The sequence below is a fragment of the Paraburkholderia rhynchosiae genome, assembly GCF_002879865.1.
GTDB lineage: Bacteria > Pseudomonadota > Gammaproteobacteria > Burkholderiales > Burkholderiaceae > Paraburkholderia > Paraburkholderia rhynchosiae.
In genome coordinates, this window is the sequence record NZ_PNXY01000001.1 from 369,731 (window position 1) to 395,542 (window position 25,812).

The following is a 25,812-nucleotide window of genomic DNA, read 5'->3' on the forward strand; positions in this document are numbered from 1 at the left end:
TGGCGTGGCTGGTTTGCAGTGTTTTTGGTCCGCCTATCGCCATTGAGCCAACTTTGCGTGGCTTCCGGGTGATTTCGTCGTGGCAATCAAGCCGTTTTTGAAGCCTGAATTCGCGACTATATGAACCGAAGAACCGGCTTTAGTCCGATGAATTATTAAGCGAATCCTGCAAGAGAATCGGTTCCATGGGAAAATCACGGCTTCCCGCCGTTTTCAAGTCTCGTTTTCCCCATGTCCACCGACTCAGCGACACCCCGCAGCGAATTTGCGACGACCTTGCAGATCATTCCGGTCGTCTTTTTCACCTTTCTTTGCTATCTTACGATCGGCATTCCGCTGGCGGTGCTACCCGGCTACGTGCACGAGGACCTCGGCTACAGCGCCGTGCTCGCGGGCGCGGCGATCAGCGTTCAATACCTGGCGACGCTGGCCTCACGGCCGCTGGCTGGACGCTCGGCGGATACGTTGGGACCGAAGCGCACGGTGTCGATCGGTCTGCTCGGTTGCGGTGCGAGCGGAATTCTCTTGTTGCTGGCGGTCTTGTGCGGACGCTGGCCCGCGCTCAGCCTTACGCTGCTGGTATGCAGCCGCCTCGTGCTCGGATTCGGCGAAAGCCTGTGCGGCACGGGCGCGATTCTGTGGGGCATCGGCCGGGTGGGCACGAGCAACAACGCGCGGGTGATCTCGTGGAACGGCATTGCCACGTATGGCGCGCTGGCCGTCGGCGCACCGCTGGGCGTTGCGATCGAGCGCACGGTCGGCTTTGCGGCGTTGGGCATTCTGGTGATTCTGCTGGCGGCACTCGGCTTTTATCTCGCCCGGCCGATGGCCCCTGTGCCGATCGTGCACGGCGAGCGCATGTCGTACCGAAGCGTATTCACGCGCGTCCTGCCGCACGGTATTGGTCTTGCGCTCGGCTCGGCCGGTTTCGGATCGATCGCGACGTTCATCACGTTGTTCTATGCGGCGAAGCATTGGCCTAACGCGGCGTTATCGCTGACGGTGTTCGGCACGCTGTTCATCGGCGCGCGGCTGCTGTTTGCCAACACAATCAAGACGTATGGTGGGTTCCGAGTCGCGATTGCTTCGTTCTCGTTTGAATGTGTTGGCTTGCTGATGCTGTGGCTTGCGCCCGAGCCGCACATTGCGCTTGCGGGTGCGGCGCTGACCGGTTTTGGATTTGCGCTGGTGTTTCCGGCGCTTGGTGTCGAGGCGGTGGGACTAGTGCCGCCGGCTAGCCGCGGCGCGGCTTTGTCGGCTTATTCGGTGTTTCTGGATTTGTCGCTGGGGATTACCGGGCCGCTAGCTGGGTATATTGCTGGCGAGTTTGGGTATGGGTCGGTGTTTCTTTTTGCGGCGATTGCCGCCGCTGCGGCTGTGGGGCTTTCTGCTTTTCTATATCTTCGGGATGTGAAGGTGGGGAAGTTGCCTGCGGCGCTTTGAGGATCGGGGCCTGGTTGGCGGGTTTTGGTTGCTCGATTTTTTTTGGCGCTTTTTGGCCTTTTGTCGAGTCCGGTGGTCTATTGGGGCGACCCCTGTGCGGGGCGCCACTCACACACTCGGCCCTCGTGACAAGGCAGTCATACTTCCTTCCTCGCGCGGCGCGCTCGCCGGAACGGTCTGCTGGAGACCGCCGGCTTATCTCTGGCGCGGTGGAGCCATTGGCTTCACCTCGGCGAGACGCCCAAACGGCGAGACGTTTTTTTGAAGCCGCAGGCATTCAAATGAGGGAGCCTCAATGGCCATTGAGCGCGAAGCTCACCGATGGTTTGCAGAACTACCGTTCCGGCGCGCGCAACGCCGCTGGAAGAATCACTGCCTTGTCACCAGGTCCGAATGTGCCAGAGCACCGATTCCAGATGCACCACTAGCTCTCCAAGCCAGGGGACCCACTTATGAGCTGGCGGTGTGAGCCGCTTTCTTTGCTCACTTTCTTTGCGGCCGCAAAGAAAGTGAGTGCCCCCCCGCACAGGGGCAACGCCAATAGTCCACCGCCAATTCAATCAAAGGCCAAAGACCCCAAAACCCAAACCCTACTTCCCCCCCGACAAGCCTCTCTCCAACGCCGCCACCCCGGCGGGCAAATCCACTTTAACCCCCAGATCCACCATCGTCCGCCCCAACGCATGCACTGTCCGAAAAAGATTGTGCTCGCGGCATTGCTCGCCCATCTGCCCGATTCGAACAATCGGTAATCCGAACGACCCCGAAATCTCCACCTGATGCTGCCGCGAAATATGCGCACACACATCGCCAGGACTGAGTCCGGCGGGCACCTCGATTCCCACCACCGAGTTCAACCGGCATGCCACCGGCGCATACAATTGCAAACCGAGCGCCGTCACGCCTTCCTGCAATGCCACCGAACACTTCAGATGCCGCGCAAAACGCTTCTCCAGCGTCTCCGCGCACACGAGCCGCAACGCCTCATGCAAAGCCAGCACGCCTGACACCGGCGCCGTGTAGTGATACCCCGCGTTATGCCAGAAGTTCTCCGCGAGCGACGCATCCAGACACCAATGCGCATTCGGCGCGGTACGGCCCTTCACCCGCTGCCAGGCCGCATCGGAAAACGCTATCAGCGAGACACCCGGAATCGACGACAAACCCTTCTGCCCGCCCGTGATCACAGCGTCGATACCCCAGGCGTCCATCGCGAGTGGCATTGTGCTCAGCGTGCACACGGCATCGACGATCACCAGCGCGCCCGCCGCCTTTGCCAGCGCGGCAATGTCCTTCAGTTGATAATTCCAGACCGTATTCGACGTCTCGCCTTGCACGACCGTGACGATCTCCGGGCGCTCGCGGCGGATCGCCTCGGCGATCTCGTCGAGACTCGCCACGGAGCGGTCCGCCACTTCGAGCTCGCTCACCCGCGCGCCGACGCGGCGGCCCATCTCGGCCATCCGTCCGCTGAAAAAACCGTTCTTGATGCTCAGCACGCGCGTGCCTTCCCAAGCCAGATTGGAGATCGCCATCTCCATCGCGGCCGAGCCCGGTCCCGCGACGCCCAGCACCCATTTGGAATGGGTCTGGAACACGTAGCGCGCCATCGTCTTCACCTGACCGATCACCTTGACCATCGTGGCGCCCAGATGATTGATCACGATCGTGTTGGCCTTGGCGACGGCCGCCGGAATCGGCACGGGGCCGGCGCCCATCATCAGTAACGGCTCTTCGGGAAGAATGGCGTCGAGCGATTCGACAACCGGACAGGGCACAGCGGAGGACGCAACGTTGAACGATGAAGTCGGCATAATCGGTACTTGAAGGAAAGCGCAAAGATGGAATGCACAGGAGCCAACGGCCTCGCCAGCAGTGACACTGGCGAGGCCGTCGTCCGATCATTCTCCGATCCGCGCAATTGCGCAAGTTTTTTGACCATGCTTTACCGAGTGGCGCAGCAAAAGCGCATGAGCGACACGCTCAGTCGAACGGAGGCAAAGCGTCACTTCACCTAGGTCTTGTCAAGGTTCTTGCCGGTCTCCGCATTGAAACGCTCGACGTTTTCGGAGAACCCGGCCGTGTGATTGGGCGCCACGGTGCGGCTGTCGGTCACTAGACGGTCGATGACCCTGAGCTTCTTGGCCGGACGCTCCACGGCGCTGCTGCCGACGGCCTCTTCTTCAAGGACCATTTCAAGGACCATTCCCAATCAGCCGTTGCAGGACGACGTGCTTGCGCGTCTCCTGATATTCCCCAACGTCATCGTGACAGCGCATCAGGCGTTTTTTACACGCGAAGCGATGAACGAGATCGCTGAGACCACGCTCGATAAGGTCGCCGCCTGGCGAGCCGGCACTCCTCGCAACGCAGTGGGCGCAACCGGCTAAACCCCGCCAGCGGTGTTCAGCGAGACCGGGCGAATCGCCGTGCGGGCGTCGTCCGGCGCACCGCATATTTCGCGCAGCAAAGCCGCCTCGCGCTCGTGCACTTCGACGGGAAACCAGCGCGCGCCGGCATCGGCGAGATAGCGCGCGCGATGCTGGCCGTTACGAAACGCCACCACACCCTCGCGCTCGAGACCCAGCCAGCCCAGCACACCCGGCGCGCGGCGCGTCGAGATCGTCACGTAGGGCATCTGTGGAACGCGCGGATTCTCCGGATCGAGGAATTCGCGAATGCCACGCACCTTGCCCCCGTGCCATTCGGCGACGGGCTTCAGCACATAATCGGTGTTATCGCGATCGGCGCACATGAGCAGCTTGCGCACGTCGACCAGCACGACCTGATGCCGCGTGCCGTCGGCAACGAAGACGCGCTTCAGGCGCACATGGTCGTACCATGAGTGCTGAAGCAGCGGCACGATCCAGACCGTCTCCGCACAGGCCGGCGCAGCCGCGGGCGATGAATTGGTTAGAGGCAAAGGCAGGCTCGATAAGCTGGCAAAGATTCGCCAGCGCGTTAAGAGAGCGCTAACGCTACGAGTCGATTGTGAAAGATGCATGTCAAGCCACGGTATTAACTGCTGTGCATGAGCGCTGGATCAGCGCGGCATAAGCGCTCGAATGAACGGGCGAACGCTGACCTTCAAGGACACAACGATGATAAGCACCCAAAATTTGAATCAATATGTGCGCATCGAAGCTAACCACGATAACGGCGTAGCAACGATCGTGCTTGAGCGACCCGAGCGTCGTAATGCCGTTGATCGCGAGGTCGCCAGTGCGTTGAGCGCCGCGTTCAGCCGCTTCGAAGCGGAACCCGCATGGTGTGCCGGTGTACTGTTCGGCGCGGGCGGCACGTTCTGCGCGGGCGCGGACCTGAGCGCGCTCGCCGACGAAAACCGCCGCAACGAATTGCACGCGGACGGCAGCGGACCTGGACCGATGGGACCGACGCGCATGAACTTCACGAAGCCCGTAATCGCGGCGATTGCGGGCTACGCGGTCGCGGGCGGCCTGGAACTCGCGGCGATGTGCGATCTGCGTATCGTCGAGGAAGACGCGGTGCTCGGCGTGTTCTGCCGGCGCGTGGGCATTCCGTTGATCGACGGCGGGACCATCCGCTTGCCGCGGCTGATCGGCATGTCGCGCGCACTCGATCTCATCTTGACGGGCCGTGCGGTGAGTGCGCAGGAAGCATTCGCCTTTGGCCTCGCAAACCGCGTGGTCGCCAAAGGCGAAGCGCGGGTCGCGGCGGAGCAACTGGCCGCCGAACTCGCCGCTTTCCCACAGGCCGCGCTGCTGGCCGACCGCCGCTCCGTGCTGGAAAACAGCATGCTCGACGATCTCGCGGAGGCGCTCCGTCGCGAGGGCGCCGGAGGTTATCAGGCGGTATTCGATGAAGGCATCGCGGGCGCCGGGCGTTTTGCACAAGGCGCGGGACGCCACGGCAAGACACTCGGCCCGGGAGACGGCACGCGTTAACAGCGCGGCTTCGCATGCGGGGCTGGCAGGCGGTTCCAGCACCACTGCCCACTGCGGGTTTCAGCGAAAAACAACAGCTGCGTCGGCCGTCAGCACTATCGTTTTGACTTAGGTAGAATCCCTGACTGTTTTGCTCCCTGCCCGACGCATGCGCTCTCGCCCCGAAAGCGCGCGCCGGCCGCGCGACGCTTCGCCTCGCGCAGATCGACACTCCGCCGCCATGCCTTTGCCCCTGCTTGCCCTTGCCGTTGCCGCGTTTGGAATCGGCACCACCGAATTCGTGATCATGGGGCTGCTGCCCGATGTCGCACGCGATCTGTCCGTGTCGATCCCGGCTGCGGGCATGCTGGTGTCGGCTTATGCGCTCGGCGTGACCATCGGCGCACCGATCGTGGCAATCGCAGTTGCGAACATGCCGCGCAAGAAGGCGTTGATGAGCCTGATCGGCGTATTCATCGTCGGCAATCTGCTGTGCGCAATCGCGCCGGGCTACGCGGTGTTGATGGCCGCGCGGATCGTGACGGCGTTTTGCCATGGCGCGTTCTTCGGCATCGGTTCGGTGGTGGCCGCGGGCCTCGTCGCGCCGAACCGGCGCGCGCAGGCAATCGCGCTGATGTTCACCGGCCTCACGCTCGCCAATGTATTGGGCGTGCCGCTCGGCACGGCGCTCGGCCAGGCCGTGGGTTGGCGCGCCACCTTCTGGGCTGTGACAGGCATCGGCATTGTCGCGGCCGCCGCGCTCGCCGTCTGCCTGCCGGCGCGAATCGAGATGCAGAAGGCGAGCCTCGTGCGCGAATTCAGCGTGCTGAAAAATCCGCAAGTGGTGATGGTGCTCGGCATCAGCGTGCTGGCGTCGGCGAGCCTTTTCTCCACCTTTACCTACATCACGCCGATTCTCGAAGACGTCACCGGCTTCACGCCGCATGCGGTCACGCTCGTGCTGTTGCTGTTCGGTCTCGGCTTGACAGTCGGCAGCACGCTCGGCGGCAAGCTGGCCGACTGGCGCTTGATGCCGTCGCTGGTGGCGTTTCTGCTCGCCATCGTCGTGGTTCTGACGGTCTTCTCGGGCACCATGCATGCCGAAATCCCGGCGATGATCACGATCTTCGCATGGGGCGTTCTGGCCTTTGCGATCGTGCCGCCGTTGCAAATGCTGATCGTCGACCGTGCGAGTCATGCGCCGAATCTTGCGTCGACGTTGAACCAGGGCGCGTTCAATCTCGGCAACGCGACGGGCGCATGGCTCGGCGGCATGGCGATCGGCGCGGGCGCGCCGTTGACCACACTGCCGTGGGTCGGCGTCACGACGTCGATTGGCGCGCTGATGCTCACGCTGTGGTCCGTGTCCATCGACCGGCGCGCGCAGCGCATGGCCGTGGCCGGCTGAGTTGGCCATGCACGCGGGCTCACACCAGTTCGCGCCGGCGAGCCTCGCGCTGCGGCTGGCGTCTATACCTCACCCCCCGCCGCCACAATCTCCCCAACACATGTGCCAAAACCGACGCGATAGCCGTCGCCCTGACACCATCCCGCCAGCGTCAATTCATCGCCGTCTTCGATAAAACTGCGCGTGCCGCCCTCCTTCAACTCCAGCGGCTTTTTGCCGTTCCACGTCAGTTCGAGCAAGCTGCCGTACGAGTCTTCCGTCGGACCGCTGATCGTGCCCGAGCCCATCAGATCGCCCACTCGCGTATTGCAGCCCGACACCGTGTGATGCGCGAGTTGCTGTGCCATCGTCCAGTACATGTGCCTGAAATTGGTGCGCGCAATCGTGGTGGCCTGCTTCGCGCCCTGGGCACGTAACGTCACTTCCAGCGCGATGTCGAACGCGTGGTCGCCCTCGTGCCGCAGATACGCAAGCGGCTGCGGCTCCTGCACCGGTTGAGCGACGCGGAATGGCTCGAGCGCATCGAGCGTCACGATCCACGGCGAGATCGTGGTCGCGAATGTCTTTGCATTGAACGGGCCGAGCGGCACATACTCCCATTGCTGAATGTCGCGCGCGCTCCAGTCGTTCAACAGCACCATGCCGAAGATATGCGCTTCGGCATCGGCACATGCAATCGGCTCGCCCAATGCGTTGCCGCCGCCGATCACAAAGCCCGTCTCCAGTTCGATGTCGAGCTTCCGGCACGCGCCGAACACCGGACGCTCCTGATCCGGCAACTTCAATTGACCGTTCGGGCGACGCACCGGCGTACCGCTCACCACCACCGACGACGCGCGTCCGTTGTAACCGATCGGCATCTCGGACCAGTTCGGCAGCAGCGCATTCTTCGGATCGCGGAACATGGAACCGACATTCGTCGCGTGCTCTTTCGACGAATAGAAATCTGTGTAGCCCGGAATTTGCAACGGCAGATGCATGGTCGCATCAGCCTGGCGGATCAGCACGCGACCGCGCAGTTCGGCGTCGTCGCGCAGCGACGCATTATCGCGCGACAGTACCCGGCTCAATTGCACGCGTACGCCGCGCCATACATCGCGGCCAAGCGCTATAAAGTCGTTTAACGCGTCGCGCACAAACACTGTGTTCCTGCCATCTCCCGGCAAAGGCACCGTCAGCAGGCCTGCGCTTTCGAGCGCGGCCAGATCAACGATCCAGTCTCCAATCGCGACGCCGACGCGCCGGGTCGTGTTAAGCCCGTCGCTGAAAATGCCGAACGGCAAGTTCTGGATCGAGAAATTGTGGGTCGGTTCGTTGGCCGACTCGACCCAGCTCTTGCGCGACGGATCGAGTGTCGCCTGTAGATCAGTCAATGCGCTCATCGTTGCTCCGGATTGAAATGTTTTTTGAGACCTTGCCAGCACTCGTAGTAATGCGCCTGGAGTTGCGCGGTTTCGAGCGCAAAGCGGGTCGGCTTGATCAGCGTGCGGGTTTCGAACATGAAGGCCATCGTGTCGGCGACCTTGTTCGGCTTCGATGTATCGCTATGTGAAGCGTTCTCGAACGTGTCCGCATCCGGACCGTGGCCCGACATGCAGTTGTGCAGACTTGCCCCGCCCGGCACGAAGCCCTCGGCCTTCGCATCGTAGACGCCATGCACCAGCCCCATGAATTCGCTTGCGACATTGCGATGGAACCACGGCGGTCGGAACGTATCTTCAGCGGCGAGCCAGCGCGGCGGGAAGATCACGAAGTCGATCGAATCGACGCCCGGCGTGTCGCTTTGCGATTGCAGCACCAGAAAGATCGACGGGTCCGGATGGTCGAAGCTGATCGAGCCGATCGTGTTGAAGCGCCGCAAGTCGTACTTGTACGGCGCGTAATTGCCGTGCCATGCGACCACGTCGAGCGGCGAATGGCCAATGTCCGCGCGCCACAAGTTGCCGTTCATCTTCGCGACCAGTTCGAAGTCGCCTTCACGGTCTTCGTAGGCCGCGTGCGGCGTGAGGAAGTCGCGCGGATTGGCAAGGCCGTTCGAGCCGATCGGACCGAGATCCGGCAAGCGCAGCAACGCCCCAAAGTTTTCGCAGATGTAGCCGCGCGCCGCGCCGTCCGGCAGCTTCACCGCGAAGCGCACACCGCGCGGAATCACCGCGATCTCGAACGGTTCCACTTCGAGCCGGCCGAGTTCAGTTGCGATATCGAGGCGCCCTTCCTGCGGCACGATCAGCAATTCGCCGTCCGCACTGTAGAAGAAGCGGTCCGTCATCGAGCGATTCGCCGCGTACAAGTGAATCGCGCAGCCGCTCATCGACTCGGCCGCCCCGTTGCCCGCCATCGTCACGCAGCCGTCGATGAAATCGGTCGACCCGGCCGGCATCGGCAATGCGTCCCAACGCAACTGATTCGGCGGCGTCGGCGGCACTTGGGCGAAATTGGCGACAAGCCGGTCCGATGGCAGCGGCGTGAACGGCTTGTGCACGGCCGCCGGACGAATGCGGTACAGCCACGTGCGTCGATTGTGACCGCGCGGCGCAGTGAACGCGGTACCCGACAATTGTTCCGCATACAGACCGTAGGCCACGCGTTGCGGCGAATTGCGGCCTTCGGGCAGTGCGCCCGGCAGCGCCTCCGTCGCGAATTCGTTGCCGAAGCCCGACTGATAGCCGGGCTCGATCTCGAGCCGCGAACTAACGGTATTCGGGTTGCGTGTTGGGGTATCCATGCAAGGTTCTCCGTTGATGCTCGATTTTTTCGTCTCAGGTGGCTTGTGCTTCTTACGGACGGCTGCGTCGCCGCTGTCAACCCGGGGACACAACAATGCCGTCGCCTTTCGCACTGCAATTTACGCATAGTAAAACGAATTACGTTAAGTGAAATTAACGTATACCCTGGAAGCTGGGGCTCAGGTACGCGCCGGCCCCGCGCGACAGGTGTTCGGCGGATATGGTTATGAGCATTTTGTTCATGTGAGCGTGGTACGGACTGCTACCATCGGAGCATGCGGCGCACGCGCCTTCGTCCAGGCACCCAGCGCATCACTCATCCGATCCATCCGCCGAAATGATTCCGCCGACCATCCCCAATCTCGTTGCGCGCGCCGCCGATCATCCTTTTCTCGGGAAACATCTGGCGTTAGGGCACGGCGCGGCTGGCGACATCGCGCTCGCGCGGTTCGACGACCACGAACTGACGAGCGCCTACGAACCGATCTTCGACATCAGCGTGCATGCGCTGGCGCAATCGCTGTCGTCAGGCGCGGAGGGCGTGGACCGTTTCGGCGACGAACTCGGTTTCCAGGCGGTCACGCAGCGGCTCGACGCCGCGCCGTTCGATGTGTTCGACCCGTTCGACCGCATCGCCGACGATCAGGAGCTCGTCGCGTTCGACCGCATGTCGCGCGCGCTGCACGCGATCAACTTCTTCGGAGCGCAGCGGCACGGGCTGCTTTTTCTGCGCGTGCATGAGCGGCTCTTGAAGAGCGTGAAATACGATCACGGGCTGCACTTCTCGAATGTGCTGATGTCGTTCGGATTGAGCCCGTCGAGGATCGTGATCGAACTGCCCGCGGCGGCCGTCGCGCACAAGACTTTTCTCGGCTATCTGACCAAGAGCTATCAACACTACGGTTTCAAGGTGGCGGGCAACCTGTCCAACGCGGGGCAGATTTTGTCGGTGTCGGACACCGCGCGGCTCGACTTCATCAAGATGGATGCGGCGACCGCGTTGCGCGACGCCACGGTCAAACCCCTAGTTGGCTACGCGAGCCGGCTAGGGATTCCGCTGATCTTCAATCGCGTGATGGACGAACCACAGTTCGAAGCCTTGCAGCAGTACGACGTGCGCTTCGTGCAAGGGCCGCTGTTCAACGCGCATTATCACGACCGCACGGCGTGATTGGCGCGGGCTGATTCCAGTGGCCCGATTCGCTTGGCCTGATTTGGCGGCGCGACTCTGCCGCCTGGCTTCTGCGGCCCGATTCGCGTGACGCCCTAGCCTGCGTCGCCGAGGCGCCGCGCGAGCGCCTTCAGCCGCGGCGCGACCTTGTCGCGAAACAGCTCTTCCCCCATCGACGAAGCCGGCCCGCTGCAACTCAGCACGAGCCAGCGTCCTTCGCGCGGCTCGCGAAACGGCACTGCGACGGCGTTGACATCGTCGTGCCACGCGCGGAACGAGTAGCAGCAGCGCTCGGTCGCGAACGCGGCAATCTCCTTTCCCGCGTCGGCCACCAGGGCCGCCCCACTCTTGCCCGCCGCTTTCCTGAGTTCGGCCAGCAACGCCGCACGTACGTCTGCGGGCTGCACGGCCAGATAGGCGCGGCCCATCGAACTCGTCAGCATCGACAGTTTCGAGCCGGGCGCAAGGCCGAGCGTCAACGCGGTTTCGCTGCGGATTGTGTCGAGATAGATCATGTCCAGACCGTCGCGGCAGCCGAGCGAAACCGCCGCGCCGACCTCGCGCGCGAACGCCCGCATGTGCGGACGCGCGAGTTCTAGCGTGTCGGTGCCCGAGAGCAGCGCGAAACCGAGCGACAGCACGCCTGCATCGAGCGCATATTTGCCCAATGTCTCATCGAGCCGGAGATAGCCGAGCACAGTCAGCGTGTAGGCGAGGCGGTTGACGGTCGCCTTCGGCAAACCGGTTCGTTCGACGAAGTCGCGGTTGCCGAGCATCGTTTCACCCGGCTTGAAAGCACGCAGCAGATCGAACCCGCGTGCGAGAGCAACGACGAATTTGCGCTCGTCGAGCGGTTCGGACAAAGTGGATGCGGGCGTCATCGGGTGATACACTCGGGCGTGGTTTGCAAAACATTGTTTCGCATAGCGGAACCCAAGTCAAGCTAGGATCAAGCAGGAAATCAGGAGATACGTCATGGCCGAGGCCGCGCAGTTTCACTGGGAAGACCCGTTGCTGCTAGATCAGCAACTGACCGAAGACGAACGCATGGTGCGCGACGCCGCCGCGGCGTATGCGCAGGACAAGCTGCAGCCGCGCGTGCTCGAAGCATTCCGTCACGAGAAGACCGACGTCGAGATCTTCCGTGAGATGGGCGAGCTCGGCCTGCTCGGTCCCACGATTCCCGAGCAATACGGCGGACCGGGTTTGAACTACGTGGCGTATGGCTTGATCGCGCGTGAAGTGGAGCGCGTCGACTCCGGCTACCGGTCGATGATGTCCGTGCAATCGTCGCTCGTCATGGTGCCTATCTACGAGTTCGGCTCCGACGCACAAAAGCAGAAATACCTGCCAAAGCTCGCCACCGGCGAATGGATCGGCTGCTTCGGGCTGACCGAGCCGAACCACGGTTCCGATCCGGGCAGCATGGTGACGCGCGCAAAGAAGGTCGACGGCGGCTATTCGCTGTCGGGCTCGAAAATGTGGATCACCAATTCGCCGATCGCCGATGTCTTCGTCGTTTGGGCAAAGCTCGAGGAAAACGGCAAGGACGCGATTCGCGGCTTCATTCTCGAGAAGGGCTGGAAGGGACTGTCGGCGCCGACCATCCATAGCAAGGTGGGCTTGCGTGCGTCGATCACCGGCGAGATCGTGCTCGACGAAGTGTTCGTGCCGGAGGAAAACCGCTTTCCGGAAGTCAGCGGCCTGCGCGGTCCGTTCACGTGTCTGAACTCGGCGCGCTACGGTATTGCCTGGGGCGCGCTCGGCGCGGCAGAAGATTGCTGGCACACCGCGCGTCAGTACGTGCTCGACCGCAAGCAGTTCGGCCGGCCGCTCGCGGCGAACCAGTTGATCCAGAAGAAGCTCGCCGACATGCAGACGGAGATCACGCTGGGCCTGCAAGGTGTGCTACGCCTCGGCCGCATGAAGGACGAAGGCACGGCGGCCGTCGAGATTACGTCGATCATGAAGCGCAATTCGTGCGGCAAGGCGCTCGACATTGCGCGGCTCGCGCGCGACATGCTGGGCGGCAACGGCATCTCGGACGAGTTCGGCATCGCGCGGCATCTGGTGAATCTGGAAGTGGTGAACACCTATGAAGGCACGCACGACATCCACGCGCTGATTCTCGGACGCGCGCAAACGGGCATTCAGGCGTTTTTCTAAGGTGTTTCTGAAGCACGGATTCCGTCGATGCCGGCGGCGTTCGTGCGTTGTCAAAGAAGGCCGGTTCGCGATGAACCGGCCTTCTTTCGTTTATGGCGCGGGTTTTCGCTTTTAGCTTTCGGTTAAAGGCGCGTTCAACCGTGCATGAATCGCCGGCTTACTTATTCGGCTGCGGCGTCATGCGCAGGTACGGGCGCAGCGCCTTGTAGCCCTTGGGGAATTTCTGCTTGATCACTTCTTCGTCTTTGAGCGACGGCACGATCACGACGTCATCGCCCTGCTTCCAGTTGCCGGGCGTTGCAACCGAATGGCTGTCGGTGAGCTGAAGCGAATCGATCACGCGCAGCACTTCGTCGAAGTTGCGACCCGTGCTGGCCGGGTACGTGATGATCAAACGCACCTTCTTCTTCGGATCGATCACGAACAGCGAGCGCACCGTGAGTGTCTCATTCGCGTTCGGGTGAATCATGTCGTACAACTCGGACACTTTGCGGTCGCCGTCGGCCAGAATCGGAAAACCGACATTCGCCGCCTGCGTTTCATTAATGTCCTTGATCCATTCTTTGTGCGACTCGGCGCTGTCCACCGACAACGCAATGGTCTTCACGTTGCGCTTCGCGAACTCCTCGGCGAGCTTCGCGGTCAGGCCAAGTTCCGTGGTGCATACCGGCGTGAAGTCGGCGGGATGCGAAAACAGCACGCCCCAGCTATCGCCGAGCCATTCATGGAACTTGATGCGGCCGATACTCGACTCCTGCTCGAAATCCGGTGCGGTATCGCCAAGACGTAGACTCATGTGCATCTCCTTTAGGTATTCGGACAGAGTGCGAGCGTTGCCCGCAGCGCTTCGCAAAGATAAAGCATAGGGCAGCGACCGTATATGACGAACCAACTTCGCGTCACTACTTTATGCGCTTTTGTAATTTTCGCCGATTTAGTGGAAACTTTGCGGGACAGATCAACTCCATCATGAACTAATATGTCTGCACCATGTGCAGTTGTTGTGTCTGGAGCGTTTCGCCTCGCCGGGAACGGTTCGTGCGTTTGGCTCGGGCAACCGGGCAGTGCGCTCGCCAGCCGCCGTTTCTTTGGTTACGATTCACGCGTGGCGTGAGACGAAGGGGGAGCTGTCAATGTCGGAAGTCAACAAGGAGAGATTGATGTCGGATATCAAAACCGTCCTCGCGGACGCTGAAGACCTGCTGAAACAGGCCGCAAGCGCAACGGGCGAACGCGCTTCGGAACTGCGCGAAACAGCGCTTTCCCGTCTGAAGCAAGCCAGGGAAAAAGCAGCGGACGTGCAAGTCGTCGTGGTCGAGAAAGGCAAGAAGGCTGCTCGCGCAACCGACGACTACGTCCACGAGCATCCCTGGGCATCCATCGGCATTGCCGCGGGCGCCGGCGTGCTGCTGGGTCTGCTGATCAACCGCAAGTAACACCGCACGTTGCCGGACGAACCTGTCCGGCATGCCAGCGAATTGAGTTGACCGGCGCACGTCCGGCCGGTCCGCTTCTCTTGGCGCGCACGTTTGCACGCGCCGTTCAGGCCAACACGCGCAACGCCCACAGCCATGACGATCGACACACAATCGCAGCGCGAACAACATAGTCCATTACGCCGCATCATCGGTTCGGTGTCTGCCATTCTGCAAACGCGTCTTGAACTGATCGGCATTGAACTCGCCGAAGAAAAAGACCGCCTTCTGAGCGTGCTGTTTCTCGGCCTCGCCGCGATGATGCTTACCACGATGGCCCTGATCGCACTCACCGCGTTGATCGCCATTGCGTTCTGGGACACCTACCGATGGCAGGCGCTCGCCGGAATCACGATTGTCTATGCGATTGCCGGGCTGGTCTGTGCGCTCAAAGCGCGCAGCGGACTGCGCAACGCACCGCTGGTTTTCGAGGACACCATCGCCGAATTCGAAAAAGACCGCGACGTGTTCCGTAGACCGTAGAACGGAAAGCGCAGCGAGCGGCAGCGACGCTTCTGCGCTGATTGAGAATGAAGAAACTCAAACGATCGCCGCGACGCTTTCTCTACCGTTCCTTGCGCCGTTCCCTGTTCCCTAGACTGCCGACATGCCATGAGCCAGAGCCATTCAAGTACCGCATTCCGTAACAAGCGCCAACCGGCCAGGGCCCTGAGCGCGCCGCACCTTCGCGCACTGCGCAAGGAATTGCTGCTCGTGCGCGCGGATGTCGAGCGTATGGAACTGGCTCAGGCGACGATTGAATTGCGCCAGGCCGTTACGCACTTCAGTTGGCTCAAGTTCATCTTGCCGGGCTTCGGCGGGTTCCGAGTGGGCAGTGGGTCCAAAGCAAGCTTTCTCAACGCGGGGAGCATCAGCGCTCTCCTCAAACAGTACCCATTGATCAGCTCGATTGCCTCGCTGGTCCTCGCCAAACCACTGCGCGCGACCGTCGCGGCCGGTGCTAAACCCGCACTGAAGTGGGGCAGCCTCGCGTTTGCCGCGTGGGAAGCATATCGCGTGTGGCAGCAGATCAAAGGCGCGTCCAGTGCTTCGAAAGGTTCAGGCGACGAGGGCTGAAGCCCTGGAATGCGTCATTGCTTCCCGGTTTCATCGCTCGATGCGTGTTACTCAAATGCATTTGGGCATGCGTCGGTTTTTGCCGTTCGCTAGCTCGTATTCCAGCACTCGGCGCTCGGCGGCGCCGAACCATTCGCCCCGCTCTTATTGCTTCGCAGCCCTGTTGCGTCCAGCATGAAAATGCCGCACGGGTCATCGCGCATCGGGCCCGATTCGCTCGGTGCCGCTTCAATCGAATAACCGCCGTTTGCATCGCCCGCGGGCAGCACGTGCAGCCCATAGATTGCGGTGCCGAGTTGCGGAGCCTGATCCAGTCCCGGCGGCAAAGCAGACATGCCGTCGCTTGCCGCCGCCTCGACAAATTGCGCCGCCCGGAATAGCGCCGACGCCGCGTCGATCCGATGCGTTCGCGCCACATGACTGCGGTATGAAGGCACGGCAAATACCGCCAGCGCGGCGACTATCGCGAGAGTGATCATCAACTCGAGCAACGTGAATGCGGATGTATGCGGCCTCTTCATCTTTGTCTCATCAGAAGGGTCTTGCGGCGACGCGGCGCCAATGGCGCTCGATCTTGTCGCCGTCGATAACCAGTTCCATTTGCAGCCATACCTGCGAGTCCTTGGTCTTGCCGAATCCGCGCGACGTCAGCAGATACCCCCGCGCATCGGGGCGACCGGCGAGGCGCCACGTTTCCGCCATGCATTGCGGAGCGCGCAGTGAACCGGGCCATACCGCAACGGGTGCCACCGCGGCGGCTTCGAACGCGGCTTCGAGTTGCCATTGCGTCGGCTCGCGGGTGGCAGGCGGCGATGCCACCACGCCAATACCCGTTGATGCAATCGCACTGGTGGCGCATAAGGTCAATGCTGAGTCAGCGGCGTGAAACGCCTGCAAGTAGTCACGCACGTTCGTCGCACTACGCGCCGCCGCAAGCGATGTCTCGAACCACGCCGCCGATGTCGCCAACAGCATCGCCGAGATCAGTAGGACGATGGGTAGCACGGTGCCGCGGTGGTGAATGCGTGAGGCGCGAGGGCGACGGCCGTGGCTCTCACTGCGACTGCGGACGTCTAACTGTCGTGCTCGGCCGCGCCCATGCCGTGCTTCGCCGACGCGCCTGCCCTCTGTCCTGCTTCCTCGGTCTGTCACGAGACATCCTCCGCGTAATTGCGTAACGCGACGCGCCGCCAGAATGCTTGCCGCGGGCGCAAGTCGGTCGCCATTCCGGTTACGCCGTCACAATCGACATAGCGCAAGCGCTGACCTTGCGGCGCGCCGCGCACGAGCACGCAGAGATCCACTGCCACGATGCGGGCCCATTGATCGGTCATCACCGCCGACGCGTCTATTGCGTCCGCCGCGCCCGCAAGCCAGTACCTGATTCGCAAACGTTCGACACCTTCGACCAGCGGTTGCGCGGACCCGGTCTTGCCATTGCCTTCGCAATAAAGTTCCGGCTGACCTGTCGAGCTGCTCACTTTGGCAAAGTACCGATTGACGACCGGCACCCCGCGGTCGCCGAGCGCGGCGCTGTTGGCTGTCACGGCTTGTCCGAGACAGTCCGTTGTTTGCCCGTTCGACGACGGCCACGTCGAAGTCTTGTCGCCGACATATCGGACCGCAACGCCGTCCGATTTTCCAGGCAAGGTCTCGCAGGTGAGGCGGCTGTCGTCCGCCCCTGTTGGATGGCCGCGCGAACAGCCAAACAATGGCGCAGGTGCGCGATATTGCGCGACGTCCGCGGGCACGAAGCCCGCCATTTGCAGTTGCTGCCCCACGAGGGTGAGTGCAGTCAAGCCGGCCTCGCGGATGCGCATTGCGTTGCTCGCGTGTTCGAACGCTGTGCGCTGCGTCGTATAAAGCGATACGGCACCTGCGGTCACCACCAGCCCGAGCACCACGGCGATCACGAGCTCGATCAGCGTATGACCGCGCGCGCTGCGCGAAAAAGGCCGCGTCATTTGACGAACGCCAATGCGACGCACGACAAGCCCACCGGCGCGTCCACCCCACCGCAAGGCTCGGGCTTGTCGATCATGTCGTCGGCACGGGGCAAGTTGCGCGAAGCCGTCCATGTGACACGCGCCGCCGACACGCCGCCCGTTCCAACAACCGACGCGTCGCCACGTGGCAACAGCGTCGCCGCTCGTGTGCTCCATTGCCTGAGCGCAGCGTCGCTTGCTGATGGGGCAGACATCGCTTCGGCGACGGAATCGGCTATCCATGCAGCGTGTTCGCGCATCGACATGGCGCGTGCCTCACGCGCCGTCCACAATTGCCCGGCGATCAACCCGAGCGCCGTTACGGCCATCACCGCAACAGCCAGCATCACTTCGATCAGCGAGCTGCCGCTGCACCGGGTTTCGCGGTGACTCAACGGGGCTTTGCTCAAATACAGCTTGATCGACGCCCTCATGACGCCGCCCCGCACGCGCCTTCGACGATCCGCACGCGGCCGCCCGCCGCGATGCGAATGCAGCGCCGCCACTTGTCGCCCTGAGTCGCTTTTGATGGCACACGCGGCGCGATGTCGAAGCTGCGGAAGGTACCGATAAGCTGACCTGCGGGCGGCGTAAACGTCAGGTTCGTCTGCGTGCCAACGATGCTCACGGCAGCAAGCGATGAATGCGCGCGCAGCATCGTAGGCGTGCCGCCTCTGTCCGCCGACACCGCCCAGCCGCAAGACCAGTCGGTCACGCCATTGCCGCATGGTTGCCCCGCGGCGAGACAATGCCGCGCCGCATCGGTCCTGCATACGGTCACGCGCGCGCCGCGGCGCAACGCCTCGTTGCGCGCATAGGCGAGCGTGGACACAAGCGCCTTTGCGCGCGCATCGACCTGATCGCGCACGTGCCACGCCACGAACGACGGCGTCGCCATCACCGCGATCACCGCCAGCAACGCGAGCACCACAAGCGTCTCGACAAGCGTGAATCCGCCACTGGGCGGCGAACCGATTGCATGCTGTTTCATCTGCATCCCTGAACGTTTCAAAGAATGCAGCCAATCTAGCGATTCGTGCACGGCTCAACAATCGGCCGAATGGCCAGGTGGTGTTCAGACGCTATCTCGCGCAAGAATTCACGCGACGAACCATAACGGGAGCGGTAGATGCAAACACGTCACGCCATGCGGCACATCACGAACAAGCGAACGCGCCGGAAGGCGGGCTTCCGTTCAGCGCTTGCGGGGCGGCTTGGGAGGAGAGGAGGCGCGGCGAAACTCTTCGATCACGTCTTCGAATTCCGAGACGTCTTCGAAGCGCCGGTAAACGGAGGCAAAACGAACGTAGGCAATCGTGTCGAGCGCGCGCAACTCGTTCATCACGAGTTCGCCGAGGCGCTCGCTGCGCACTTCGCGCTCGCCGCTGCCGAGCAGTTGATACTCGATGCGGGCGACGGCGGCGTCAATCGCGTCCGCTGCAACCGGGCGCTTACGCAGCGCCAGTTGCATGCTTGCGACGATCTTGCGGCGGTCGAACTCCGTGCGGCTGCCGTCTTTCTTGACAACCGACGGCAACGCCAGCTCGACCCGCTCATACGTCGTGAAACGTTTGTCGCAGGCCGGGCAGCGGCGGCGCCGCCGAATCGTCGCGCCGTCTTCGGAGACACGCGAGTCCACAACCTGCGTATCGGCGTGACGGCAGAAAGGGCAATGCATGGCGGCTTAGCGGTAGACCGGGAAGCGCTGCGTCAACTCGGAGACTTGCCCGCGCACACGTTCGATCGTGGCTGTGTCTTCTGGGTTGTCGAGCACGTCGGCGATCAGATTACCGACCTGCTCTGCTTCTTTGACGCCGAAGCCACGCGTGGTCATAGCCGGCGAGCCGAGACGGATACCGCTCGTCACGAACGGCTTTTCCGGGTCATTCGGAATCGCGTTTTTGTTGACCGTGATGTGAGCGGCGCCCAGCGCGGCTTCCGCAGCCTTGCCAGTGATTTTCTTCGCGCGGAGGTCGACGAGCATCACGTGGCTTTCGGTGCGACCGGAGACAATGCGCAGACCTCGCTTGACCAGCGTTTCGGCCAGCACGCGAGCATTTTCGACGACTTGCTGCTGGTAAGCCTTGAACTCCGGCGACAGCGCTTCCTTGAACGCGACGGCCTTGCCGGCGATCACGTGCATCAGCGGGCCGCCTTGAATGCCCGGGAAGATTGCCGAGTTGATCTGCTTTTCGAACTCGGCCTTCATCAGGATCACGCCGCCGCGCGGGCCGCGCAGGCTCTTGTGCGTGGTGGTGGTGACGAAGTCCGCATGCGGCACCGGGTTCGGATACACGCCCGCGGCGATCAGGCCGGCGTAGTGCGCCATATCGACCATGAAGTACGCGCCGACCGACTTGGCGATCTTCGACAGACGCTCGAAATCGATGCGCAGCGCGAACGCGGACGCTCCCGCGACGATCAACTTCGGCTTGTGTTCCTGAGCGAGCTTCTCGGCGGCGTCGTAGTCGATGTCTTCCGCTTCGTTCAGGCCGTAGCTGACGACGTTGAACCACTTGCCCGACATGTTGACCGGCGAGCCGTGGGTCAGGTGGCCGCCGTGTGCGAGGCTCATGCCCATGATCGTGTCGCCCGGCTTGAGCATCGCGAAGAACACACCCTGATTCGCCTGCGAGCCCGAATTCGGCTGCACGTTGGCCGCGTCCGCGCCGAACAGCTGCTTCACGCGGTCGATCGCGAGTTGCTCCGCCACGTCGACGTATTCGCAGCCGCCATAGTAGCGCTTGCCCGGATACCCCTCGGCGTACTTGTTGGTGAGTTGCGAGCCTTGTGCAGCCATCACGGCCGGGCTCGTGTAGTTTTCCGACGCAATCAGTTCGATGTGCTCTTCCTGACGGCGGTTTTCCTGCTCGATCACCTTCCAGAGTTCAGGGTCGACGTTGGCGATGGTGCTTTGGGCTCTGTCAAACATACGGATTCCGTTGAGTGTTTTCAGGTTGACCGGATCGTGCGCCGAATCTTGCGTAGAGGGTACGCGGCGCTGCTGGCGGCTGGGCCAGCCCTGACATGGCGGAAAGAGAGTCGCCGCACACGCGAGGCAGGACAGCCACCGTCAGCGCAGATGAATGCGCGCGGATCACGGCTGCCCAGGCGAACGGCGAAACGGCACCCTGTGCTTCACGGTGGGTTGTTCCACCTTGAACCCGATTGGTTGAATCGGTTCTATCGCCAGTCACACAGGGATGAGCGCGTTAGTTTATTGGAAGAGGATCGAATAGGCAACCGGCTTCCTGCCGCCATCTGGAACGGTAGGGAAGCGGCGGCCAGAAGCTCGCCCGGCAATCTCCGACGATCCCGCAAAAGCCCGCCGGAAGGCGACTGTGCGCGCCTCGCGCCACAACTGATCCGGCTGGTTCATCCTTGCCGCAGCGCCGCATTGGAAGTAGGCTTGGGGCCTTTCTCTTCTACCGACCAGGGAACTGCAATGATTGTGTTCGTCACCGGGGCGTCCGCAGGATTCGGCGCCGCTATCGCTCGTGCCTTCGTCAAGGGCGGCCATCGCGTCGTCGCGACCGCCCGTCGCAAAGACCGTCTTCAGGCGCTCGCCGACGAACTCGGCGACGCGCTCCTGCCGTACGAGCTCGACGTGCGAGACCGCGCGGCCGTGGAAGCGGTCCCGGCAGCATTGCCCGCGGAATTCGCCGCCATCGACGTGCTCGTCAACAATGCGGGCCTCGCGCTCGGCGTCGAGCCGGCTCATAAGGCGAGCCTCGACGAATGGAACACGATGATCGAAACCAACTGCACAGGTCTCGTTCAGGTCACGCACGCACTGTTGCCCGGCATGGTCGAGCGCGACCGCGGCCATATTTTCAACCTGGGCTCGGTCGCCGGCCGCTGGCCTTACGCGGGCGGCAACGTCTATGGCGCCACCAAGGCGTTCGTGCGCCAGTTCAGCCTGAATCTGCGCTCCGATCTGGCGGGCACGGCGCTTCGTGTGACCGACATCGAACCGGGCCTGTGCGGCGGCACTGAGTTTTCTAACGTGCGTTTTCGGGGCGACGACCAGAAAGCCGGCAAGGTTTACGAAAACGTCGAGCCGCTGACGGCCGAAGACATCGCCGATTCGATTTACTGGATCGCCACCCGCCCGGCCCACGTCAACATCAATACGATCGAACTGATGCCAGTGGCGCAATCGTTCGCCGGTCTGGCTATTCATCGCGGCTGAGGCCCGCCCGGCGGGACGCACATCTTGAAACAGACCTCGCGGTGTGCGTTCCGGTAAAATGCGCCGCATGAATATGACGACCAGCCAGCCCGGCACGGAAATCGGCCACACGTGGGGCATCCGCGTGTACTACGAAGATACCGACGCAGGCGGCATCGTGTTTTACGCGAACTACCTGAAGTTCTTTGAACGGGCGCGCACCGAATGGCTGCGCGTGTGTGGGATCGACCAGAACCGGCTCGCCGATGAAACGGGCGCAATCTTTATCGTCCGCAGCACCGCGGTCGACTATCGGGCGCCTGCGCGGCTCGACGACGTCGTCAAGGTGGTGAGCCGCATAGAGCGCCTCGGCAAAGCGTCCGTCGACTTCGCTCAGGAGGCGTGGCGAGACGGCATATTGCTTGCTGCCGCGTCCATCCGGGTCGGCTGCGTCGAGCGCACAGCGCTGCGCCCCGCCGCGATCCCTCCACCGGTTCTTGCCGCGTTGCGGCGCGGGCCCGGCGTGAAGGATGGCGGCGTGTCAACGAACGTATGCTGACCCTCGTTGTTACGGGGCCAGTGAATTCGCATCGATCAAGCAGCACAAAGCATGGTTCGGCTTGCAGCACCGCCGATGCTTCCGTTTTGCCCACGGCAAGCTTCGTATCGCCTTGCAAAGCCGAACGCCCCCCTTCGGGACGATAAAAGAACCTTTATGAACACTACACAAGATCTGTCGATCATTTCTCTGGTGCTCAATGCGAGCCTGCTGGCGCAGGCGGTCATGGCGCTACTGCTGTTGTTGTCGCTGTTGTCGTGGACTTTCATCTTCCGCAAGTGGTTTGCGATCCGCCGCGCCCGCGCGCAAACTGAGCGTTTCGAACGCGATTTCTGGTCGGGCGGCGACCTGCAGGCGCTCTATCAGAGCGCTGCAAATAACCGTCACACTATCGGTGCGCTGGAGCGAATTTTCGAATCCGGTATGCGTGAATTCCTCAAAGGCAAGGAAAAACGCCTGAACGATCCGGGCGCCATCCTCGACGGCGCTCGCCGTGCGATGCGTGCGGCGTTTCAGCGCGAAATGGACGTGCTCGAAGCGAATCTGGCGTTTCTCGCGTCGGTGGGTTCGGTCAGCCCGTATATCGGTCTGTTCGGCACCGTTTGGGGGATCATGAATGCGTTCCGCGGGCTCGCCAACGTGCAGCAGGCCACGCTTGCGAACGTTGCGCCGGGCATCGCCGAAGCGCTGACCGCGACCGCGATCGGCCTGTTCGCCGCGATCCCCGCCGTGGTCGCGTATAACCGCTACGCGCACGACATCGACCGTCTGGCAATCCGCTTCGAGACCTTCATCGAAGAGTTCTCGAATATCTTGCAGCGCCAGGCGCACTAAGGAGTCCACGATGGCAGGCTCTCGCTCCTCCAGCATGCGCGGCGGCCGCTCGCGCCGCGCGATGTCCGACATCAACGTCGTGCCGTATATTGACGTGATGCTCGTGTTGCTCGTCATCTTCATGGTGACGGCGCCGCTCGTCGCGCCGTCCATCGTCAATCTGCCGACCGTCGGCGGCGCAGCGCCGCAGCAACAAACCCCGCCCGTGATCGTCAACATTCGCGCGGACGGCAAGATGAGCGTCAAATACAAGGACGATTCCGGCGCGCAGCAGCAGGAGGACATGACTAAAGCCGGGCTGAACGGCTTTATCGCCGACCGTGCGCAGTCGCATCCTGACCAGCCTGTCGTGATCGCCGCCGAGAAGACCGTGAAGTACGAAGCCGTGATGAACGTGATGTCCGAGCTGAAAGCACAGGGCGTCAAGCGCGTTGGATTGCTAGTCAAATCGCAATGATCCGCAAGAACACCGAATACCCGCTCCAGCCACCGCGTGAACGCGGCACCGGGCGAGCCTTTGCGTTCGCGCTGGTGATGCATGCGCTGCTCGGGTTCTTCCTGTATCACGGCATTCAGTGGCAAAACAGCACGCCAGAAGGGGCGGAAGCCGAGCTGTGGACCGAAGTGCCGGACACCGCAATCCCCCGCCCGGTTCCTCCTCCGCCCGCACCCGTTGCCCCTGCTCCGCCGCTGCCGGACGAACAGGCCGACATCGCGCTGCAGGAAAAGAAGCGCAAGCAGCAGGAAGCGGCTCGACAGGCGCAACTCGCCGAACAGCAACGTCAGCAAAAGCTGCAGGCTCAACAGGAAGCCGAGGCGAAGCGTCAGCAGCAACTCGCGGCCGAACAGGCGGCGCAACTGGCTGCCCAGAAGGCCGCAGCCGCGAAACAGAAGCAACAGCAACAGCAGCAGGCGGAAAAGCTCAGGCAACAGCAGCTTGCCGAGCAACAGAAGCAGCAGTTGAAGGAACAGCAAGACGAGCAGCAAAAGCAGGCCGCAGCTGAAGCGCAGAAAAAGGCCGAAGCGCAAAAGGCCGCGAAGGCCAAGGCTCAAGCCGAAGCCGCGGCGCAAGCCAAAAAACTGGACGCCGAACGCCGGGAGCGTCTTGCGCAGATGCAAGGCATGGCCGGCGCCCCGGGCTCGACTGGCAATGGACTTGGCAAGAGTGGCACGGGCAGCGGTTCGGGTGGCACGGCGGCATCGCCGGGTTACGCGGACAAAGTGCGTCGCGTGGTGCGGCCGAATATCTCGTGGGGCGGCGAGACGGAGGGTCTCGAGACCGTGATCGCTGTTCGTTGCTCGCCGACGGGAACCCTGTTGAGCGCAACGATCGCCCACAGCAGTGGCAACTCGGCGTGGGACGACGCGGCGCTGAGAGCCGTTCAGCGCTCCGATCCAATGCCTCAGGACATCGATGGCAAGACGCCGCCCAGCTTCAGGATTACGTTGCGGCCGGCAGGTTGATAGCAGCTTGACTGTAAGTCGGCAGCAGACGCCCCGCCCAGCGCGGCGGGCTCGGGAACGAATCAGTTGTTTTCCGGTCTGTCTGCTGTTGCGAAGCTTTAGTAAAACCGTTTTTGGGGAATCCATACAGCATGAGTTTGATGACCAAGCTAGGCCTGCGGACACTTGTAGCGTCGTGCCTGATCGCCGTCGGCGGCGCCGCCAACGCACAACTCAACGTCCTCGTAACGGGCGTCGGGTCCACCCAGTTTCCGATCGCAACGGCGAACTTCGCCAATGAGGCAAACTCGCCGCAGCAAGTCAGCACCATCGTGCGTCAGGATCTGCAACGCAGCGGCAAATTCACGAACATCGACGCGGGCTCCGCGCCGGTTCCCGAAACGGCCGCCGTCGACCTCGGTACCTGGAAGGCGAAAGGCGCGAATGCGTTCGTCGCCGGCAGCGTGAACCGCCTGCCGAACGGCCAGTACGAAGTGCGCTTCAAGCTGTACGACACGGTCAAGGGCGAAAGCCTCGGCGGCCTCGTGCTAGTGAGCCCGGAAAGCGGCCTGCGCATGAGCGCGCACAAGGTTGCCGACTACATCTACGCCAAGCTGATGGGCGGCCGCGGCGTGTTCGCCACGCGCCTGTCATACGTCATCAAGACGGGCAACCGTTATCAGTTGCAGATTTCGGATTCGGATGGCCAGGACGCGCACATCGCGCTGTCGAGCCCCGAGCCGATCATCTCGCCCGCATGGTCGCCTGACGGCACCAAGGTCGCCTACGTTTCGTTCGAAAAGAAAAAGCCGATCGTCTATATCCACGATCTGCCCACGGGTCGTCGCATCGTCGTTTCGGATCAGAAAGGCAATAACAGCGCGCCGGCATGGTCGCCCGACGGACGCACGCTCGCCGTGGCGCTCTCGCGCACTGGCAACACGCAGATCTTCGCGGTCAATGCGGACGGCAGCGGCCTGCGCCGTCTCACGCAAGGCAGCTCCATCGACACGGAACCGACCTTCTCGCCTGACGGCCAGTCGATCTATTTCACCAGCGACCGCGGCGGCCAACCGCAGATCTACAAGATGCCGGCGCAGGGCGAAAACGCCGGCGCGGCACAGCGCGTCACGTTTACCGGCAGTTACAACACCAGCCCGCGCGTGAGCCCGGACGGCAAGCAGCTGGTTTATATTTCGCGCGTTGGTGGCGGATTCAAGCTGTATATCCAGGACCTGCAAGGCAATACGGCCACGGGCCTGACGGACACGACACATGACGAATCGCCGAGTTTCGCGGCGAACGGTCAGTACATTCTTTACGCCACTCAGGTGAACGGCCGTGGCGTATTGGCTGCGGTTTCGACCGACGGTCGCACCCGGCAGGTCCTGTCAGTGCAGGGCGGCAGCGTACGCGAGCCGTCCTGGGGCCCTTTCATGCAATAACGTT

Annotated in this window: 29 protein-coding genes and 1 riboswitch; of the genes, 15 read left to right on the forward strand and 14 right to left on the reverse strand. The window is 62.5% G+C overall.

Translation table 11 applies throughout. The annotated features are described in order from the left end of the window. The first annotated feature begins 231 nt into the window (after positions 1–231). A complete protein-coding gene (locus C0Z16_RS01630) occupies positions 232–1,443 on the forward strand; it encodes an MFS transporter (protein WP_102630484.1) in 1,212 nt (403 codons plus the stop codon). 590 nt (positions 1,444–2,033) lie between these two features. On the opposite strand, the gene C0Z16_RS01635 is transcribed toward C0Z16_RS01630, so the two are convergent. Together C0Z16_RS01635 and C0Z16_RS38025 are read right to left on the reverse strand one after the other, a co-directional pair. Further along, positions 2,034–3,257: a pyridoxal-phosphate-dependent aminotransferase family protein gene (locus tag C0Z16_RS01635; RefSeq protein WP_102630485.1), complete on the reverse strand. Its 1,224-nt coding sequence runs from the start codon at positions 3,255–3,257 to the stop codon at positions 2,034–2,036. Between the two features lie 200 nt (positions 3,258–3,457). Further along, on the reverse strand, positions 3,458–3,649 hold the full coding sequence (locus C0Z16_RS38025) for a hypothetical protein (protein WP_167403471.1): 192 nt from the start codon (positions 3,647–3,649) through the stop codon (positions 3,458–3,460). 25 nt (positions 3,650–3,674) lie between these two features. Between C0Z16_RS38025 and C0Z16_RS01645 the strand changes: the two genes are divergently transcribed. After that, positions 3,675–3,833, forward strand: coding sequence for a hypothetical protein (locus tag C0Z16_RS01645; RefSeq protein ID WP_407070645.1), 159 nt, complete (start codon positions 3,675–3,677; stop codon positions 3,831–3,833). Here the strand turns inward: C0Z16_RS01645 and C0Z16_RS01650 are convergent. Further along, on the reverse strand, positions 3,830–4,447 hold the full coding sequence (locus C0Z16_RS01650; RefSeq protein WP_102630487.1) for a plasmid fertility inhibition factor family protein: 618 nt from the start codon (positions 4,445–4,447) through the stop codon (positions 3,830–3,832). The genes C0Z16_RS01645 and C0Z16_RS01650 overlap by 4 nt on opposite strands. Before the next feature lie 97 nt (positions 4,448–4,544). On the opposite strand from C0Z16_RS01650, the gene C0Z16_RS01655 reads away from it, so the two are divergent. Both C0Z16_RS01655 and C0Z16_RS01660 read left to right on the forward strand, forming a co-directional pair. Then, positions 4,545–5,369: a crotonase/enoyl-CoA hydratase family protein gene (locus C0Z16_RS01655; RefSeq protein WP_102630632.1), complete on the forward strand. Its 825-nt coding sequence runs from the start codon at positions 4,545–4,547 to the stop codon at positions 5,367–5,369. Positions 5,370–5,589: 220 nt separating this feature from the next. Continuing rightward, positions 5,590–6,756, forward strand: coding sequence for an MFS transporter (locus tag C0Z16_RS01660; RefSeq protein ID WP_102630488.1), 1,167 nt, complete (start codon positions 5,590–5,592; stop codon positions 6,754–6,756). A 62-nt stretch (positions 6,757–6,818) separates the two neighbouring features. Here C0Z16_RS01660 and fahA read toward each other — a convergent pair whose 3' ends face one another. Further along, complete coding sequence (fahA, locus tag C0Z16_RS01665) at positions 6,819–8,138, reverse strand: fumarylacetoacetase (protein ID WP_102630489.1); 1,320 nt, start codon at positions 8,136–8,138, stop codon at positions 6,819–6,821. Beyond that, positions 8,135–9,481, reverse strand: coding sequence for a homogentisate 1,2-dioxygenase (gene hmgA, locus C0Z16_RS01670; RefSeq protein WP_102630490.1), 1,347 nt, complete (start codon positions 9,479–9,481; stop codon positions 8,135–8,137). Before hmgA ends, fahA begins: the two co-directional genes overlap by 4 nt. A 338-nt stretch (positions 9,482–9,819) precedes the next feature. On the opposite strand from hmgA, the gene C0Z16_RS01675 reads away from it, so the two are divergent. Further along, complete coding sequence (locus tag C0Z16_RS01675) at positions 9,820–10,653, forward strand: EAL domain-containing protein (RefSeq protein WP_102630491.1); 834 nt, start codon at positions 9,820–9,822, stop codon at positions 10,651–10,653. Between the two features lie 95 nt (positions 10,654–10,748). Here the strand turns inward: C0Z16_RS01675 and C0Z16_RS01680 are convergent, their stop codons facing one another. Continuing rightward, positions 10,749–11,534: an IclR family transcriptional regulator gene (locus C0Z16_RS01680; RefSeq protein WP_102630492.1), complete on the reverse strand. Its 786-nt coding sequence runs from the start codon at positions 11,532–11,534 to the stop codon at positions 10,749–10,751. Positions 11,535–11,628: 94 nt separating this feature from the next. Between C0Z16_RS01680 and C0Z16_RS01685 the strand changes: the two genes are divergently transcribed. After that, entirely contained in the window at positions 11,629–12,819 is a 1,191-nt protein-coding gene (locus tag C0Z16_RS01685) for an acyl-CoA dehydrogenase (protein WP_102630493.1), read from the forward strand. A gap of 157 nt (positions 12,820–12,976) precedes the next feature. Here C0Z16_RS01685 and C0Z16_RS01690 read toward each other — a convergent pair whose 3' ends face one another. Further along, the gene (locus tag C0Z16_RS01690) at positions 12,977–13,615 is read right to left on the reverse strand and encodes a peroxiredoxin (RefSeq protein WP_102630494.1); all 639 of its coding nucleotides are present in this window, start codon (positions 13,613–13,615) and stop codon (positions 12,977–12,979) included. 337 nt (positions 13,616–13,952) lie between these two features. On the opposite strand from C0Z16_RS01690, the gene C0Z16_RS01695 reads away from it, so the two are divergent. The 3 genes from C0Z16_RS01695 to C0Z16_RS01705 all read left to right on the forward strand — a co-directional run bounded on the left by C0Z16_RS01695 (position 13,953) and on the right by C0Z16_RS01705 (position 15,371). Next, a complete protein-coding gene (locus C0Z16_RS01695; RefSeq protein WP_006047848.1) occupies positions 13,953–14,255 on the forward strand; it encodes a DUF883 family protein in 303 nt (100 codons plus the stop codon). Positions 14,256–14,390: 135 nt separating this feature from the next. Next, entirely contained in the window at positions 14,391–14,777 is a 387-nt protein-coding gene (locus C0Z16_RS01700) for a phage holin family protein (RefSeq protein WP_102630495.1), read from the forward strand. Positions 14,778–14,906: 129 nt separating this feature from the next. After that, positions 14,907–15,371 (forward strand): DUF3318 domain-containing protein, encoded by a 465-nt coding sequence (locus C0Z16_RS01705; protein ID WP_102630496.1) that lies wholly within the window; start codon positions 14,907–14,909, stop codon positions 15,369–15,371. An 89-nt stretch (positions 15,372–15,460) separates the two neighbouring features. Here the strand turns inward: C0Z16_RS01705 and C0Z16_RS01710 are convergent, their stop codons facing one another. The 7 genes from C0Z16_RS01710 to glyA all read right to left on the reverse strand — a co-directional run bounded on the left by C0Z16_RS01710 (position 15,461) and on the right by glyA (position 20,288). Then, positions 15,461–15,892: a type IV pilin protein gene (locus C0Z16_RS01710; protein ID WP_102630497.1), complete on the reverse strand. Its 432-nt coding sequence runs from the start codon at positions 15,890–15,892 to the stop codon at positions 15,461–15,463. A gap of 10 nt (positions 15,893–15,902) precedes the next feature. Then, positions 15,903–16,376 (reverse strand): pilus assembly PilX family protein, encoded by a 474-nt coding sequence (locus C0Z16_RS01715; protein WP_407070646.1) that lies wholly within the window; start codon positions 16,374–16,376, stop codon positions 15,903–15,905. 143 nt (positions 16,377–16,519) lie between these two features. After that, positions 16,520–17,335, reverse strand: a complete 816-nt coding sequence (locus C0Z16_RS01720) for a PilW family protein (protein WP_102630499.1) — start codon at positions 17,333–17,335, stop codon at positions 16,520–16,522. After that, on the reverse strand, positions 17,332–17,703 hold the full coding sequence (locus C0Z16_RS01725) for a hypothetical protein (protein ID WP_244201130.1): 372 nt from the start codon (positions 17,701–17,703) through the stop codon (positions 17,332–17,334). The genes C0Z16_RS01720 and C0Z16_RS01725 overlap by 4 nt, the downstream gene beginning before the upstream one ends. Before the next feature lie 83 nt (positions 17,704–17,786). After that, the gene (locus C0Z16_RS01730) at positions 17,787–18,347 is read right to left on the reverse strand and encodes a GspH/FimT family pseudopilin (protein WP_175130609.1); all 561 of its coding nucleotides are present in this window, start codon (positions 18,345–18,347) and stop codon (positions 17,787–17,789) included. 204 nt (positions 18,348–18,551) lie between these two features. Next, a complete protein-coding gene (gene nrdR, locus C0Z16_RS01735; RefSeq protein ID WP_091796645.1) occupies positions 18,552–19,034 on the reverse strand; it encodes a transcriptional regulator NrdR in 483 nt (160 codons plus the stop codon). 6 nt (positions 19,035–19,040) lie between these two features. Next, entirely contained in the window at positions 19,041–20,288 is a 1,248-nt protein-coding gene (gene glyA / locus C0Z16_RS01740) for a serine hydroxymethyltransferase (protein WP_102630501.1), read from the reverse strand. A 166-nt stretch (positions 20,289–20,454) separates the two neighbouring features. Then, positions 20,455–20,563, reverse strand: a riboswitch (ZMP/ZTP riboswitch). A gap of 238 nt (positions 20,564–20,801) precedes the next feature. On the opposite strand from glyA, the gene ydfG reads away from it, so the two are divergent. The 6 genes from ydfG to tolB all read left to right on the forward strand — a co-directional run bounded on the left by ydfG (position 20,802) and on the right by tolB (position 25,808). Next, on the forward strand, positions 20,802–21,548 hold the full coding sequence (gene ydfG / locus C0Z16_RS01745; RefSeq protein WP_102630502.1) for a bifunctional NADP-dependent 3-hydroxy acid dehydrogenase/3-hydroxypropionate dehydrogenase YdfG: 747 nt from the start codon (positions 20,802–20,804) through the stop codon (positions 21,546–21,548). A 58-nt stretch (positions 21,549–21,606) separates the two neighbouring features. Further along, the gene (ybgC, locus tag C0Z16_RS01750; protein ID WP_102630503.1) at positions 21,607–22,086 is read left to right on the forward strand and encodes a tol-pal system-associated acyl-CoA thioesterase; all 480 of its coding nucleotides are present in this window, start codon (positions 21,607–21,609) and stop codon (positions 22,084–22,086) included. 156 nt (positions 22,087–22,242) lie between these two features. Then, the gene (gene tolQ / locus C0Z16_RS01755) at positions 22,243–22,920 is read left to right on the forward strand and encodes a protein TolQ (protein WP_102630504.1); all 678 of its coding nucleotides are present in this window, start codon (positions 22,243–22,245) and stop codon (positions 22,918–22,920) included. A 10-nt stretch (positions 22,921–22,930) separates the two neighbouring features. Then, positions 22,931–23,377, forward strand: coding sequence for a protein TolR (gene tolR, locus C0Z16_RS01760; protein WP_102630505.1), 447 nt, complete (start codon positions 22,931–22,933; stop codon positions 23,375–23,377). After that, the gene (gene tolA, locus C0Z16_RS01765) at positions 23,374–24,384 is read left to right on the forward strand and encodes a cell envelope integrity protein TolA (protein ID WP_102630506.1); all 1,011 of its coding nucleotides are present in this window, start codon (positions 23,374–23,376) and stop codon (positions 24,382–24,384) included. Before tolR ends, tolA begins: the two co-directional genes overlap by 4 nt. Before the next feature lie 131 nt (positions 24,385–24,515). Then, the gene (tolB, locus tag C0Z16_RS01770) at positions 24,516–25,808 is read left to right on the forward strand and encodes a Tol-Pal system beta propeller repeat protein TolB (protein ID WP_102630507.1); all 1,293 of its coding nucleotides are present in this window, start codon (positions 24,516–24,518) and stop codon (positions 25,806–25,808) included. Positions 25,809–25,812: the final 4 nt, after the last annotated feature.